11 protein-coding genes are annotated in these 15,131 nt (G+C 71.7%); 5 read left to right on the top strand and 6 right to left on the bottom strand.

Annotated features, from left to right (window positions below; translation table 11 throughout):
- Positions 1-2 precede the first annotated feature (2 nt).
- Entirely contained in the window at positions 3-1,331 is a 1,329-nt protein-coding gene (locus tag AB0M80_RS34080; RefSeq protein ID WP_364573174.1) for an NAD(P)/FAD-dependent oxidoreductase, read from the top strand.
- Here AB0M80_RS34080 and wecB read toward each other — a convergent pair.
- Complete coding sequence (gene wecB / locus AB0M80_RS34075) at positions 1,301-2,476, bottom strand: UDP-N-acetylglucosamine 2-epimerase (non-hydrolyzing) (protein WP_364573172.1); 1,176 nt, start codon at positions 2,474-2,476, stop codon at positions 1,301-1,303. The two genes, AB0M80_RS34080 and wecB, sit on opposite strands and share 31 nt — an antisense overlap.
- Positions 2,477-2,636: 160 nt before the next feature.
- Between wecB and AB0M80_RS34070 the strand changes: the two genes are divergently transcribed.
- Complete coding sequence (locus tag AB0M80_RS34070) at positions 2,637-3,575, top strand: lysyl oxidase family protein (RefSeq protein WP_364573170.1); 939 nt, start codon at positions 2,637-2,639, stop codon at positions 3,573-3,575.
- A gap of 110 nt (positions 3,576-3,685) precedes the next feature.
- Here AB0M80_RS34070 and AB0M80_RS34065 read toward each other — a convergent pair whose 3' ends face one another.
- The 5 genes from AB0M80_RS34065 to AB0M80_RS34045 form a co-directional block, all read right to left on the bottom strand.
- A complete protein-coding gene (locus AB0M80_RS34065) occupies positions 3,686-4,057 on the bottom strand; it encodes a VOC family protein (RefSeq protein WP_364573168.1) in 372 nt (123 codons plus the stop codon).
- A gap of 53 nt (positions 4,058-4,110) precedes the next feature.
- On the bottom strand, positions 4,111-5,961 hold the full coding sequence (locus AB0M80_RS34060; RefSeq protein WP_364573166.1) for a rhamnogalacturonan lyase: 1,851 nt from the start codon (positions 5,959-5,961) through the stop codon (positions 4,111-4,113).
- Positions 5,962-5,998: 37 nt separating this feature from the next.
- Positions 5,999-8,266: a cellulase family glycosylhydrolase gene (locus AB0M80_RS34055; protein WP_364573164.1), complete on the bottom strand. Its 2,268-nt coding sequence runs from the start codon at positions 8,264-8,266 to the stop codon at positions 5,999-6,001.
- 204 nt (positions 8,267-8,470) lie between these two features.
- A complete protein-coding gene (locus AB0M80_RS34050) occupies positions 8,471-9,592 on the bottom strand; it encodes a glycosyl hydrolase 53 family protein (protein WP_364573162.1) in 1,122 nt (373 codons plus the stop codon).
- Between the two features lie 192 nt (positions 9,593-9,784).
- The gene (locus AB0M80_RS34045; RefSeq protein ID WP_364573160.1) at positions 9,785-10,822 is read right to left on the bottom strand and encodes a substrate-binding domain-containing protein; all 1,038 of its coding nucleotides are present in this window, start codon (positions 10,820-10,822) and stop codon (positions 9,785-9,787) included.
- 331 nt (positions 10,823-11,153) lie between these two features.
- Here AB0M80_RS34045 and AB0M80_RS34040 point away from each other — a divergent pair, with 331 nt between their 5' ends.
- The 3 genes from AB0M80_RS34040 to AB0M80_RS34030 all read left to right on the top strand — a co-directional run.
- Positions 11,154-13,850, top strand: coding sequence for a hypothetical protein (locus tag AB0M80_RS34040; protein ID WP_364573158.1), 2,697 nt, complete (start codon positions 11,154-11,156; stop codon positions 13,848-13,850).
- Positions 13,847-14,884, top strand: coding sequence for a GDSL-type esterase/lipase family protein (locus AB0M80_RS34035; protein WP_364573156.1), 1,038 nt, complete (start codon positions 13,847-13,849; stop codon positions 14,882-14,884). The genes AB0M80_RS34040 and AB0M80_RS34035 overlap by 4 nt, the downstream gene beginning before the upstream one ends.
- A partial coding sequence (locus AB0M80_RS34030) for a beta-galactosidase (protein WP_364573154.1) occupies positions 14,881-15,131 on the top strand: 251 nt, incomplete at its 3' end. The genes AB0M80_RS34035 and AB0M80_RS34030, both read left to right, overlap by 4 nt.

Raw genomic sequence — 15,131 nt, 5'->3', positions numbered from 1 at the left:
CGGTGACCGAACCCACCCCGGCGCACGTCGCCGTGATCGGCGGCGGCATCTGCGGCCTCGCCGCCGCCCACCGCCTCGCCCACCGCGGCCTCCGCGTGACGTTGCTCGAAGCGAGTGACCAGCTCGGCGGCCTCGGCACGTTCTTCGCCCACGGTGACCGGTGGATCGAGCGCTTCTACCACTGCATCATGCCCTCCGACGCGAGCCTGCTGGAGCTGCTGGGCGAACTGGGCCTGCGGGACGCGGTGCGGTGGCGCGACACGACGATGGGCATGGTCGTCGACGGCCGCCGCCACCCGTTCAACTCCGCTCTCGACCTGCTCCGGTTCTCCGCGCTGCGGCTACCCGACCGCGTGCGCTTCGGCGTCGTTTCCCTGCTGCTGCGCCGGTTGGGGCAGGGCCGCGACCTCGACACGCTCCGCACCGAGGACTGGTTGCGCGGGCTGTACGGTGACGTCGTCTGGGACCGGCTCTTCGCGCCGATGTTCGGCTCGAAGTTCGGACCGTCCTTCGGGGACGTGCCGGCGCTGTACCTGTGGCAGCGGCTGGGCCGCGAGCGCAACGTCGCCACCCGCGGGTACCCGGACGGCGGCTACAAGACCGTCATCGACGCGCTGCGGACGTCGATCGAGGGGGCCGGGGGCACCGTGCGCACGTCGGCCCCCGTCCGGCGGCTGCACAGCACCGGCGGCCACTCGATCCTCACCCTGACCGGCGGCGAGGTGCTCGACGCCGACCACGTCGTCTCCACCGTGCCGCTGCCCCTGCTGCGGCGCATCGCCGACGACGCACTCTCCGCCCGGCTGCCCACGACCGACCTGCCGTACCAGGGCGTGGTCACCGGCGTGTTCTTCCTCCGGCAGCCGGTCACCGAGCACTACTGGACCCCCGTGCTGCACTCGGGCACCGAGTTCGACGGGGTCGTCGCGATGTCCGCGCTCGCCGGCACCGAGGCCGCCGGCGGCCGGCACCTCGTCTACGTCATGCGCTACACCGACCGCGATTCGCAGCTGTTCCTCGACGACGACGCCGCGATCGCCGCGCGCTGGTCGGCGCAGCTGCGGGGCCTCTACCCCGAACTCGGCCCGGACGGCCTCGAGGAGGTACGGGTGTTCAAGGCGCCCTTCGTCGAACCGGTGTACCCGCTCGGCTACCGGTCCGCGCGCCCGCCGGTGACCGTGGACGGCACGAACCTCCTGCTGGCCACGACCGCCCACGTCTACCCGGACGTCACGAGCTGGAACTCGAGCGTCGCCCTCGCGAACGACGTCACGAGCCGGATCGCCACCGCACCGGCGGATCAGCCCGCGGTCGCCGGACCGGCCCGGTGATCGAGCAAGGCACCGAGCGCGGTCACGATCCGGGCGGCGGCGGACCCATCGCCGTACGGTGACGGGAGGTGCCGGAGGCGCTCTCGGTGGCCGGCCACATCGTCGAGCCACCGGGCGACCTCCGCGCCGATCCCCGGCCCCGGCAGCACCCGCGTCCCGAACGTCCCGGCGATCTCGGGCCGCTCGGTGCTCCGCCGCACCACGACCACCGGTCGCTTGAGGACACTCGCTTCCTCCTGGATGCCACCGGAATCGGACACGATCACCGCGGCTTCCGCGGCCAGCGTGAGAAACGCCGGGTAGGCCTGGGGTTCCAGGACGACCAGCGGGTCGAGCAGGTGGCCCAGCCCGGCCGCCTCGACGCTCTTGGCCGTGCGGGGGTGCAGGGGGAACACCACCGGCAGCGGCAGGCGGCCCAGCTCACGCAGGATCACCGCCAGCTGCCCCGGGTCGTCGACGTTCTCCGGGCGGTGGATGGTGGCCAGCACGAACCGGTCCCGCACCAGGCCACGGGCCGCCAGCGCGGCCCACCGGTCCTCGGCGGGCGGCAGCGCGGTCCGCAGCGCTTCCACGACGGTGTTGCCGGTGACGGCGATCCGGCCGGCGGGCACGTTCTCCGCCAGGAGGTTGTGGCGGTTGAGCTCGGTCGGCGCGCAGCACAGGTCGGCGAGGTGGTCGATCAGCACGCGGTTGTGTTCTTCGGGCATGGCGCGGTCGTGGCTGCGCAGCCCGGCTTCGACGTGCACCAGCGGGAGGTCGTGCGCGTTGGCCGCCAGCGCCCCGGCGAGCGCGGACGTCGTGTCGCCCTGCACGACCACCACCCGGCCGGGGCCGTCCGCCAGGACCTCGTCGACCGCGCTGACCGTCCGGCCGAGCTGGCCGCCGCGGCGGCCGGCGCCCACGCCGAGTTCGTGGAACCGGTCGGACGGCGGCAGGTCCGCGCGGATGCGCGAATACAGGGACCGGTCGTAGTGCTGTCCGGTGTAGACGACGGCGCACTCGTCGCCGAACGCCCGCATCAGCGGAGCGAGCTTGATCAGTTCCGGCCGGGTGCCGCAGATCAGGGTGACTCCCCCGGTTCCGGCGGGCCGCGCTTCCGGGGAACGCCCGGCGGCTTCACGGAAATCTGCGGTGGTCGTCGGCATGCGGTGCGGTCCTTTCGGGCGATGAGTTCGCCGAAGGCTACTCACCGGAGCCGCGGAACCGGTGGCAACTCAGTCCATTGTGTGACGACGTGGTGTCACACCGGGGAAAATCGGCCCCCTAGAATGGGCCCATCGAATACCGGACAGGACGGACCGGCTCTTGCTCAAGAAATTCGCGGCACTCGCGCTGGTGGTGCTTTCGGCCACCGTCTCCGCGTCCGCTCCTCGTGCCGACGCGGCCCCGAGTGTCCTGCTCCCCGACCTCCGCCAGGCCCCACCGGGCTGCGCCGGCGGCAGCTCCGGCGATCTCCCGCAGTGCACCGCCTGGGACGTGTGCCCGGTGATCGACCCCGCCGCCCCCAACGGCCGCTGCGTCGCGCCGTCCGTGGCGAAGGCCGTCCGGCTGCGGTTCACCAGCTCGGAAGAGAACGTCGGCGACGGGCCGCTGCTGCTCTACGGCCGTCGTGACAGCACGAAGCAGGACACGATGACCGTCCGGCAGGCGCTGCGCAACGGCACGGACGGCTCGATCCCGGACAGCTACCCCGCGGCGCAACGCGCCACCGGGACCTTCACCTACTACGAACCGGCCCTCGCGCACCAGCACTGGCACTTGATGAACTTCGAGCACTTCGCGCTGGTTTCACCGCAGGGCAAGACGGTCGTCACCGACCGCAAGAACGGCTTCTGCCTCGGCGACCGGTTCCGGGTGGCCGACGTCGGCCGCCTGAACCACGTGCCGGGCGACACCGGCACCGACGGGAAGCTCGCCGAAACGCTGCGCGCCAACATGTGCCGCCACCACGAACCCACCGCCCTCGACGTGCTCGAGGGGATCTCGGTCGGCGCCGGCGACGACTACAAGTACACTGTCGACTTCCAGTGGCTGGACATCACCCGCGTCCCGCCGGGGACGTACGACCTGGTCAACACGGTGAACGCCGACCGGACGCTGCTGGAGACGAACTATCGCAACAACTCCGCCGCCGTCGCCCTGTCCATCACGTGGCCCGAGGGCATGCCCGGGGCGAACCGGATCGCCGCCGCCCCGGTCGTCAAGCTGCTGCGCAGCTGCCCAGGGCAGCCCCGCTGCGCCTGAGCCGTTACCAGGGCCGGCCCGCGGTGGGGCGGCTCCCGGGCTCCCGGCCAAGCTCGAGCGAGGGTCGCGAACAAGTCACCGCGGCGATCCCGGACGACTCGTTCGCGACCTCACGCGCCGGGGTGGCGCACCTCGTCCGACGGCTTGGCGCAGACGCAGAACAGGTTGCCCTCCGGGTCGGCCAGGACCACCCAGTCGTCGGCCGGGTCGTCGTCGACGTGGCGCACGAACCGCGCGCCGAGGCCGATGAGCCGGTCGACCTCGTGCTGCTGGTCGTCGGTGTAGAGGTCCAGGTGCATCTGGTCCCTCGTCGACACCGGCGTCGAGGACCGCTGCAGCGACAGGTTGACGTACGGGCCGCGCAGCAGGCGGAAGTCACCGTCCTCGGACACCGGTCGCAGATCCAGCGCCGCGCACCAGAACCGCGTCATGGTGTCCAGGTCGGTGCAGTTGATCACCGTGCTGCCCAGCCTGATGGCCATGGTCGTGCCCCCGTTCCGCGATGACGCCGAACCGCAGCGTAGTGCGGTCCGATTCACCTCGCCAACGCGAAACTGGGGTGCGGCGGCTGGTTGTAGGCGGTGTTCTGCCAGGCGACGGCCTCCCGGTACTGCCGGTCCTGCATCAGCGAGACGTGCGAGATGCTCGTCGCGTCCGTGGTCGAGTAGATCCGCAGGGCCCGGTTGTCCGAGGTCGGCCAGATGACCTCCTCGCGCCAGTCGCCGAACAGGTCGGCCTGCAGGGCCGGGGTGTTCTTGGTTCCGTTGTTCGCGTGCACGCCCGACCCGGTCAGCAGCCGGGTGTCCCCGCCGGTGCCGTACTTGTCGATGTGGGTGGCGTCCAGCAGCTCCCGCTGGGCGTCGCCGTCCCACCAGATGACGAAGTTCGTCGAGGACGGCTTGCGGCCGATGTTCTGACCGCTGGTGTTCAGCAGCCCGGACACCGCGGACGACCACGACTCGGCGCCGGGGCTGCCGGCGTAGATGTCGTCCGAGACGCCGCGTCCGTTGTCGCAGTTGCAGGACGCGTTCTGCCAGATGATCTGCCCGGTCTTCGCGTCGGCCATCCACGCGGCGGGCTTGGACTTGTCTTCGTCCACCTTGAACTCTTCCAGGCCGGCGCGGCTCGGGATCAGGTCGCCGACGTGCATGGCGTCGCCGTGGCCGTTGCGGGTGTTCCACAGCGGACTGCCGTTGTCGTCGATGGCCATCGCGCCGAAGACGATCTCGTCCCGGCCGTCGCCGTCGGCATCCGCGATGGCCAGCTGGTGGTCGCCCTGGCCGGCGTACTGCGAGCCGGCCGAGTTCGAGTCGAACTTCCACCGCTCGGTCAACGCGCCACCGCGGAAGTCCCAGGCCGCGATCACGGTCCGGGTGTAGTAGCCGCGGCTCATGATCAGGCTCGGGTGGGAGCCGTCCAGGTACGCCGTGCCGGCCAGGAACCGGTCCACCCGGTTGCCGTAGCTGTCCCCCCACGCGGACACCGTGCCGCGCGGCGGGTCGTAGTTCACCGTGGACAGCGCGGCGCCGGTCTGCCCGTTGAACACGGTCAGGTACTCCGGGCCGGACAGGATGTACCCGCTCGAGTTGCGGTAGTCCGCGCTCGAGCTGCCGATGACCTGGCCGGTGCCCGACCGCGTGCCGTCCGCGGTCTTCATGGCCACCTCGGCCTTGCCGTCGCCGTCGTAGTCGAAGACCTGGAACTGCGTGTAGTGCGCGCCGGCGCGGATGTTGCGCCCGAGGTCGATCCGCCACAGGCGCGTGCCGTCCAGCCGGTAGGCGTCGAGGTAGACGTTCCCGGTGTAGCCGGACTGCGAGTTGTCCTTGGCGTTGGTCGGGTCCCACTTCAGCACGATCTCGTACTGGCCGTCGCCGTCCAGGTCACCGGCACTGGCGTCGTTCGCGGTGTAGGTGTACGCCTCCCCGGACGGGGTCGTGCCGCCGGCGGGTGGCTGGATCGGCACGTCCCGGGTGCTCGCGTCGACGCCCTGGACGCTGTTCAGCGTCAGCGAATCCTCGGCGGCGAAGGCCGACATCCGCTCGACGCCGCCGACCACCGCGCGCACGGTGTACCGGGCCCCCGCCGGCGCGCCCGCGTCCAGGAAGCCGGTCGGCCCGGTGAGGGGAGCCGACGTCACCTTGGTGCCGTCGCGGTAGACGGTGAACGCCACGCCGGCCGGGTCGTCGGCGAGCAACCGCCAGCTGACCCGGTTGCCCTGTGCGGTGTGCACGCTGACCACCCCGCGGTTCAGCTTGTCGATCTGCGGCGTGCCCGCCTGCGGTGCGGCCGGGACGACCGCGCCGGTGGCCGGGGCCGGCGTCAACCCCACCGCCGCCACGGCCGCGGCGGCCACGACGAGCCGCCTGCTGAGGGCGAACGTACGCATGGCTACTCCATTCTGCAGTGAGTCGTGACGGCGCGGCTCAACCGGCCGAACAGGTGCTGCCGTTGAGCGTGAACGCGGCCGGCGCCGGGTTGGCGCCGCTGAACGTGCCGTTGAAGCCGATGCCGACCGAGGCGTTCGGCGCGAGCGTGCCGTTCCAGCTCAGGTTGGTGGCGGTGACCGCGCCGCCGGACTGGGCGAAGGTGGCGCCCCAGCCGGGCAGGGTCACCTGCTGGCCCCCGGCGAAGGTGAAGGCCAAGGTCCAGCCGTTGACCGTGCTCGTGCCCGTGTTGGTGACGGTCACGTTGGCGGTGAACCCGTTGCCACCACCCCAGTTCGACGCGGAATAGGTCACCTTGCAGGCGCCGGACCCACCGCCCGCGCTCGTCGTCGCCGTCGCGGCTGCGGAGACGGCCGAGGTGTTCCCGGCGGCGTCCTTGGCCCGCACCTGGTAGCGGTACGTGGTCGAGGCGGCCAGGCCACTGTCGGTGAACGACGTCGTCGCGGTCGAACCGACCACGGCGAACGTGCCACCGCTCGCGCCCGGCGCCCGGAGGACGTCGTAACCCGTGACACCGACGTTGTCCGTCGAAGCCGTCCAGGTCAACGTGGCACCGCCGGCGGTCACCCCCGACACGGCCGGCGTGCCCGGAGTGGACGGTGCCTGGGTGTCCACCTGGCCACCGCCGTAGATGGTGGCTTCCTTCGAAGTCTGCCGGATCCCGTTGGGGCCGTTGAGGAACCGCTCGCCCCACGCCGTCAGGCTGGCCGGGTCGAAGCCGTTCGTCATGTCCAGGTAGCCGACGTCACTGCTGTTGCCGCTCCACGACCAGCCGAGGTAACCGAGGCCGCGGGCCTGCGCCTGGGCCATGATCGTGTCCTCGTCCGGGTTGCCGTCGGTGTGCATGTTCCCGAACTCGCCGACGACCAGGGGCAGCCCGGCGGTGCGGAACGCGTCGAAGTACGCGTTGATCTCGGCGGCGGTGTCGTAGACGCCGTACATGTGGATGGAGAAGACCGTGTTGTGCTGCGGGTCGGCGTTGAACACCGTGGCCGCGTTGTCCCGCATGATGTTCTGCCAGTCCTGGCCCCACATCGGCGCGTCGGCCATCAGCAGGTGCGACAGCCCGGCGGCCCGCAGCCGCTTGATCGCGTTGCCCGTCGCGGTCGTCCAGGTCGCGCTCACCTGCTGGTCGTTGCCGAACGGCTCGTTGCCCAGGTTGATCACGACGTAGTTCTCCTGGCCCTTCAGCGCGTTCGCCACGCTGATCCAATAACTCGCCGCCTGATCCAGGCTCGCGGCCGCGGCCTCCTCACCGAACCCCGTGGTGTCGTGGACTTCCAGCACGCAGATCAGCCGGTTCTGCTTGCACTGCCCGATGATGCTCGTGACCTCGGCGGCCGAGGTCGGGCCCCACCGCTGCCCGCTGCCGAGCACGACCCGGACCGTGTTGGTCCCGAAGGACTTGATGTTCGCGAACGAGCTGTTCTGGCTCGGGTACCAGACGTAGGCGTGGTTGACCCCGCGCATCACGAACGCCGCGCCGTTCGCTTCGACGATCCTGGTGCCGTCCACGTGGAGGCCGGTCGCCGCCGGGGTGTCCGTGCCGAGCGCCGCCACCAGGGCGGGGTACCAGCGGCTCTCCATCTTCTCGATGCCGGTGGTGCTGTTCGGGTGGACGCCGTCGGTGGTGTCCGCCGCGGTGTCGAACCCGGTCCACTGGTCGACGACGGTGATCGGGGACGCGGCCGTGGAGTGCGCCTGCGCCCAGCCGGGAATGGCGTTGTTCAGCTCGACCACCCGCTGCCCGCAGGCCGCGCAGTTGGCCGGGTTCATCGGGATGATCTTGGCGACGACGAGCTTCGTGGCCGGGTTGGCGGCCCGCATCTGGCCGAGCAACGTCGTGTAGGCGTCCAGGATCGTGCTCGCCGGGATGTTGCTCCACACGTCGTTGGTGCCCAGGTGCATCAGGACGATGTCCGGGCGCGACGCCGACAGCCAGCCGGGCAGCTGGTTGTCCCGCACGATCCCGGTCGCCAGGAACCCGCCGTGACCTTCGTTGTCGCCGTCGTAGGTGAACCCGCAGCCGGGGGCCGGCAGGGTGCCGACGAAGTCGACGTCGGCGTGGCCGGTGTCCTGCAGGTGCTTCCACAGCAACGCGCGCCAGCAGCCGGGCGAGCCGGTGATGGAGTCGCCCAGCGCCATGACCCGCGTGGGTGCGGCCGCGCCGGCCGCGGCGGGTGCCACGACGGCGCAGGCGGCCAGCAGCAGGCCGGCCACGACCGCGCGGAGGAATCGCCAGTTCATTACCGACCTCCTGGAGAAAGCTCGACAGGACAGTGCGCAATCTGGGAGCGCTCCCACGGTAACACGGGAGACACGGGGTGAGCACCGGCCGCGAGACAGAAACCGGTCAGATCGCTTAACCGTTAAGCAGTTGGCGCGAGGTTGAGAAAACGCTTTCTCTACCGCCCGGCCGTGGCGGGATCGGCTTCCCGCCGCGATCTCCGGTCAGGGTGTCCAGCGGATGTCCGGGTTGAGCCGGCCGGCGCGGTCGAAGACGGCCTGGTTTTCCCAGCCGTTGCCGGAACCGGCGATGTCGGCCGGGTCCCAGCCGTTGCCGGGTACCGCGTACCAGGCGGGTTCCCAATAGAAGACGCCGATCGCGCCGGCGGTGCGGGCGGTGTTCTGGACCGCGGTGAAGTTCGCCGCCTGCCCGGCCGGGGTGGCGGGATACCCGGAGCACGGCTGCGCGGCCGAAATGACGTTCGGCGTGCCGTCGTGGTCGGCCGTCGTGTACGGGTACGCCGTCTCGGCGAGGACGACGGGCTTGCCGTACCGGGACCGCACGTCGGACACCACGCCGGCCATGTTCGCCATCGTGCCGTGCCAGTAGCAGTAGTAGGAGAGACCGGTGATGTCCCACTGGACGCCCTGGGCCCGGATGCCGTCGTAGAACCAGCGGGCGTGGGCGTCGCTGTCGGCCTCGGCGGTGTGGACGACGACCTGGGTGCCGCTGTTGCACGCCTTCGTGGCGGCGTAGCCCGCCTTGAGCAGCAGACCGAGGTTCGTGAAGTCGTTGTCCACGACTTTGCCGTCGTTCCACAGCATGCCGGTGTTGATCTCGTTGCCGATCTGCACGCTGTCCGGGGCGGTGCCCTGGGCCTTGAGCCCGGAACAGACGTCGTAGGTGTAGTCGTACACGTCGGTCGGCAGCCGGCCGATGCCGTGCGAGGCCCAGGCGGCAGGCTTGGCCTGCGCGCCGGGATCGGCCCACGTGTCGGAGTAGTGGAAGTCGACCAGGAGCTTGAGGCCCTTGGCCCGCACCGCCCGGGCGTACTGCAGCACCTTGGCCTTGTCGTTGTAGCCGCTGCGCGGGTTGTTCCAGACACGCAGGCGCACGTAGTTGACGCCGGCGGCCTTGAGGATGTCGAGGGGGTCACCGGCCACGCCGCGTGCGTCGGCGTACTTCGCGCCGAGGTCGAGCGCCCGCTGGGTGGTGGAGAGGTCCGCGCCCCGCATGCCGAGGGAGTTCGCGGCCGAAGCGGCGGGGACGGGCAGCACCACGGGGAGCGCGAGAGCCACCAGGAACAGCGCGGCTTTCGACAGGCGGCCGGGGTGGGACACGGTCATTCGATCTCCTTTGATCGACCACGTGCCGTTCCGCTAAGGATGGAACCGCAGGCGTGGGAAATTTTCAAGACCGTTCGACAATTTCTGTGAACGTGCGCAGCCGGGGCGCCGAATTTCCGACTGCAACTGAACGATAAGCGACGGGGTCGCGTCAGGACGATTCAGCTCGGCCGGCCGGCCGCTCCGGCGCGATCAGGGCCGACCGGTTCGCACCCGCCGCGGGCGGCGGCTCGACTCGCGGACGACGAGTTCGGGCGTGAACACCACGTGCCGGTGCTCGTGCTCGGCGGGCGACTGCGATTCGGCGATCACCAGGCTCGCCGCCGTGCGCCCGATTTCGTGCCGCGGCTGGCGGACCGAGGTCAGCGGGACCGCGGCCGCGGCGGCGAAGTCGATGTCGTCGTAGCCGACGATCGCCAGGTCCTCCGGAACTCGCACGCCCGCTCGCACGGTGGCCTGGAGCAGGCCCAGCGCCAGCAGGTCGTTCGCGCAGAAGACGGCGTCGGGCAGCACCGCCCTGGCCAGCAGCTGCTCGCCGGCCCGCAGACCGCACGCGACGTTGAGGGCCGGCGCGGGGAGCACCTCGAGGACGTCCGGTGCCCGGCCGGCCAGCCGGATCGCGTCCCGGGCGCCGCGGTGGCGTTCGGCCGCCTGGTGGAGGCCGGGCGGCCCGGTGACCATCACGATGCGCTCGCACCCCTCGGCCAGCAGGTGGGTGAGCGCGAGCTCGCCGCCGCGGCGGTCGTCCACCGCGACCGAGCACAGGTCGGCCTCGGCCGTCGGGTGGTCGAGCAGGACCACCGAGATCCCCCGGTCCCGCAGCCACCGCAGCGACACCTGAGCGGACTGCACCGGCGTGATCAGCACGCCGTGCACCCGCTGCGAGGCCAGGAGCTCGACGTGCCCGCGTTCCTTGCCCACGGATTCGCCGCTGTTGCAGAGGATCACCGCGTGGCCGGCTTCGCTGGCCGCTTCTTCGACGCCGCGGGCGACGTCGGTGAAGAACGGGTTGCCCACGTCCAGCACCACCAGGCCGATCGTGCGGGCGGTGCCGGAGCGCAGCTGCCGCGCCGGCTCGTTGCGGACGTACCCCAGCGCGTCGATGGCGGCGAGGACCCGCTCACGCGTGGCGGTGGCGACCACGCCGGGGCGGTTGAGCACGTTGGACACCGTGCCGACCGACACCTCGGCCCGGACGGCGACGTCCCGGATGCTGATCGACGGCTTCACCGGCGCCCCCGGGCCCGGACCGCGCCGCCGGCCGGGATCATGCCGGCGCGCAACCCGCCGCACCGTCCGTTCATCGGATTTCCCTTCTCCGAACGTCCCAGGCGATCTCACCGGATTCGTCCTTGAATCGGTTCATCAACGGTAACCGCTGAGCCACCCGGCGAGAAAGCGCTTACTCACGGACTGGACTGATCGGGTCGCCGAGGTTGACAACCACAGAACAGTCTGGCTTGAATCGGTTCATCGCGGCGGCGACGAGCTGATCCGGAGGCCGACGATGTCCCCGCAGTCCTCTCAGTCCCCCCTGTCCAGAAGAATCTTCCTCGGCGGCGTGTCCGCCCTGGCCGCGACGGCCGTGGCACCCCCGGTGTCCGCGACGGCCGCACCGGCGGTGACCACGTCCGCGGCGGGTGGTGGCGAAGTGCGCCTGCACTGGCTGGACGGCAGGCCCGCCGCCTCGGCGGGCTGCGCCTTCGGCGTTCCCTGGCCGAGGGGGACGTTGTCCCGCAGCGTCCCGCTGGCCCTGCACGCCGACGGCGGCGCCCCGGTTCCGGTGCAGTCGTGGCCGCTGGCGTACTGGCCGGACGGCTCGCTCAAGTGGACCGGGCACGCGGTGTCCTCCTCCGCCACCGCGGAGACCTTCACCCTGGCGCCCGGCCCGCCCGCGGTGCCGCCGGCCCCGGTCACCGTGCGCCGGTCGCCACGCGAAATCGTCGTGGCCAACGGCACGGTCGAGCTGAAGATCGCCACGACCGGCGCCGTGGCCGTGCCGTCGCTCGCCCGGGCCGGCCGGGTCGTCGCCCGCGACGGCGAGCTCGTGCTCCGGCTGCAGGACCAGCCCGACGACGTCGACGACGCCCGGGCGCCCCGCCGCGAGGACTGGACGGGGATCGTCGAACGCGCCGAGATCGAGCAACCGGGTCCGGTGCGCGCGGTGGTGAAGCTGACCGGCCGGTACCGGCGCGACCGGGGCCGCGGCACCCGCGCCATCCTCCCCTGGACGCTGCGGATCTACCTCGGCGCGGGCGACGACTCCCTGCGCGTCGTGCACAGCTTCCGCTGGGACGCCGACGAAAACCACGACTTCGTCCGCGGGCTCGGCCTGCGGTTCGCGGTTCCGCTGACCGACGAGCCGCACAACCGGCACGTCCGCTTCGGCACGGCCGCGGGCGGCGTGTGGGGTGAGCCCGTCCGGGTGCTCACCGGCCTGCGCCGCGACCCCGGCCAGGCGGTCCGGAAGGCCCAGACCGACGGCACGGCCACCCCGCCGGTCGCGCAGTGGGGCCAGCAGGTCCGCGACGGCTACCAGAACCTCGCGCTGTGGAACGACTTCACGCTGTTCCAGGAGTCCGCCCGCCACTTCGCCGTGTGGAAGCGCACCAGCGCCGCGGGCAGCTGGCTGAAGCACGCGGGCCGCGGCGACCGCGCGTCCGGCTTCGGCTACGTCGGCGGTGCCGGCGGCGGGCTGGGCTTCGGGCTGCGCGACTTCTGGCAGCGCGCCCCGCGCTCGCTGGACGTCCGCGGCGCGGCCACGGACACGGCCTCGGTGACGCTCTGGTCGTACTCCCCGCTGGCGCCGGCGATGGACCTGCGCACCTACGACACCGTCGCCCACGGGCTGGATCTGTCCTACGAAGACGTCCAGGAAGGCTTCGCGACGCCGCAAGGCATGGTGCGGTCGACCGAAATGCAGCTGTGGGCCCTGGCGGCCACCCCGGCCCGGAACACGATCGCCGCGCTCTCGGCCACGTTGACCGCGCCGCCGCAGCTCGTCGCCGATCCGGGCACCTACCACACGGCCGGGGTGTTCGGCCGCTGGAGCCTGCCCGACCGCAGCACGCCGGCCCGCGCCGCCCTCGAAGACGGGATCGCCCGGGAGATCGGCTTCTACGCCGACCAGGTCGACGAGCGCGAATGGTACGGGTTCTGGCACTACGGCGACGTCATGCACACCTACGATGCGGACCGCCACGAATGGCGTTACGACGTCGGCGGGTACGCCTGGGACAACGCCGAGCTCGGCACGGACGCCCTGCTCTGGTACGCCTTCCTGCGCTCGGGCGATCCCCGGACGTTCCGGCTGGCCCGCGCCATGACCCAGCACGTGTCCGAAGTGGACACCCACCACGGCGGCCGGTTCGCCGGCCTCGGGTCGCGCCACGCCGTCGTCCACTGGGGCGACGGCGCCAAGGAGGCGCGGGTCGGCGAGTCGTTCACCAAGCGGTTCTCCTACTACCTCACCGCCGACGAGCTGCTGGGCGAGCTGATCCGGTCGTCGCTGCAGGTGGACGAGACGCTGCGCACGGTGGACCCGCTGCGCGAAGTCCTGCCGCCGCAGACCAAAGCACCGGCCCGCGTCCGGATCGGCCCGGACTGGTACGCACTCGTCAGCAACTGGCTGACGGAGTGGGAGCGCACCGGCGACGTCCGGTGGCGCGACCGGATCGTCACCGGCATGCGGGACATCGCCACGTTCCCGGCCGGGCTGTTCACCGGGGAAGCGGGCGGCGCGGTCGGCTTCGACCCGGCGACCGGCCACCTCGTGAACCTGGAAAAAGGGGACTTCGACGGCGGCTACAACCTTTCGATGGCCTTTCTCGGCGAGCAGATCCTCTGGGAGGCCCTCGACCTGGTCGACGTCCCGGAGTTCCGCCGGACCTACCTGGACTTCGCCCGCTACGCCCAGGCCCCGTCGGCCGAGAAGATCGCCCGGTACGGCCGCGACTTCAACCCCGGCCTGTTCAAGACGATCTACTCCCGCGTCACGGCCTGGGCGGGCGAGCAGCTCGGTGACGCGAGCCTGCGCAAGCGCGGCTGGGAGCAGTTCACCGGCGACCCGGCGGGCAAGCCGTGGCCGCCCGCGGAACGCGTCACGGGTTCCGCCGTGGCCGGTCCGGTGACGGAGATCCCCACGCGCACCACGACGAACCCCGCGGGCGACTTCGCCACGTTCGCGACGAACGACTTCGCCCAGCGGAACCTGGCCACCATCGCCCTGCTCGCCATCGCCCCGGAGGAAGCACCGTGAAGATCCTCGCCTTGGTTGCCGTCCTCGCACTCGGGGCGGTCCCGGCCGTCGCGGACGCCGCCCCGCGGTGGAGCGTGTGCGACGGCTCGTGCTCGTTCGACGTGCCGGCGGGCGACTACCAGGTCGACGTGGTCCTGGGCGGCCGCGACGCCGGGTCGACCGGGCTCGACGTCGAGGCCCGGCGGATCGCGCTGGCCCCGGTGGTCACCAAGGCCGGACAGCACGTCGAGCGTTCGGTGACCGTCGAGGTCCGTACCCCCGAGGGGATGCCCAGCGGGCAGGACGGACCGGGCACCCCCGGCCTGCAGGTGCACCTCACCGGTCCGGCGCCGCAGCCGGTCCGGATCGCCGTGACGCCGAAGCCGCGGGCGCCGCGGATCTTCGTGATCAGCGACTCCACCGCCTCGGACTGGGCGAACCTGCCGAAGAACGGCTGGGCCCAGGCCCTGCCGGAGTACTTCCGCGCCGGGCCGAGCGTGCGGAACTACGCCCAGTCCGGCGCGAGCACGGTCAGCTACCTCGCGGACCCGCTCTACTTCGCCCGGGTGCGCCCGATGGTCCGGCGCGGGGACACGGTCCTGATCCAGCTGGCGCACAACGACAAGCAGACGACCGAAGACGTCTACCGCGCCAACCTCGCGACGCTGATCGACGGCGTCCGGGCGCAGGGCGGCGCACCGGTGCTGGTCACACCCCCGGTGCGGCACCGGTTCGGCGCGGACGGGAAGCTCACCCCGCTCGGCCTCGTGGTCAACAACATCGGCGTGGACCTGCCCGCGGTGCTGCGGGACGTGGCCCGGCAGCAGAAGATCCCGCTGCTCGACCTCACCGCGCGCAGCCAGGCGCTGGTGGAAGGCCTGGGCGAAGCCGCGTCCTGGCCGCTGTACCTGACGCTCGCGCACGACGGCGTCGACGACGCGACCCACCTCAGCCGGTACGGCGCCGAGCAGTTCGCCGCGCTCGTCGCGCAGGCCATGGCCCAGGCCCGCCTGCCGATCTCGTTCTTCCTGCGTCCCGAAAGGCTCCGACGATGAGACGTCGTCTCCTCGCCCTCGCGCTGGCCCTCGCCACCGCGGCCGGGGTGAGCAGCGCGCCCGTGGCCGAGGCGGCCCCGCCCGCCCGGCACCGGATCACGTTCGACAAGTACTCGCTGATGCTGGACGGGCAACGGCAGTTCGTCTGGTCCGGCGAGTTCCACCCGTTCCGGCTGCCGAGCCCGGACCTGTGGCGGGACGTGCTGCAGAAGATGAAGGCCACCGGCTACACGGCGGTCTCGATCTA

Origin of the sequence: Amycolatopsis sp. NPDC051045 (genome assembly GCF_040682955.1) — a bacterium.
GTDB lineage: Bacteria > Actinomycetota > Actinomycetes > Mycobacteriales > Pseudonocardiaceae > Amycolatopsis.
Note: the sequence above shows the minus strand (reverse complement) of the source record. Positions and strands in the feature narration are given on the sequence as shown.

Bases quoted from the DNA above. Each gene is read 5' to 3' on its own strand.
- AB0M80_RS34055 (WP_364573164.1), bottom strand. From the start codon at position 8,266: ATGAACTGGCGATTCCTCCGCGCGGTCGTGGCCGGCCTGCTGCTGGCC.
- AB0M80_RS34050 (WP_364573162.1), bottom strand. From the start codon at position 9,592: ATGACCGTGTCCCACCCCGGCCGCCTGTCGAAAGCCGCGCTGTTCCTG.
- wecB (WP_364573172.1), bottom strand. From the start codon at position 2,476: ATGCCGACGACCACCGCAGATTTCCGTGAAGCCGCCGGGCGTTCCCCG.
- AB0M80_RS34060 (WP_364573166.1), bottom strand. From the start codon at position 5,961: ATGCGTACGTTCGCCCTCAGCAGGCGGCTCGTCGTGGCCGCCGCGGCC.
- AB0M80_RS34065 (WP_364573168.1), bottom strand. From the start codon at position 4,057: ATGGCCATCAGGCTGGGCAGCACGGTGATCAACTGCACCGACCTGGAC.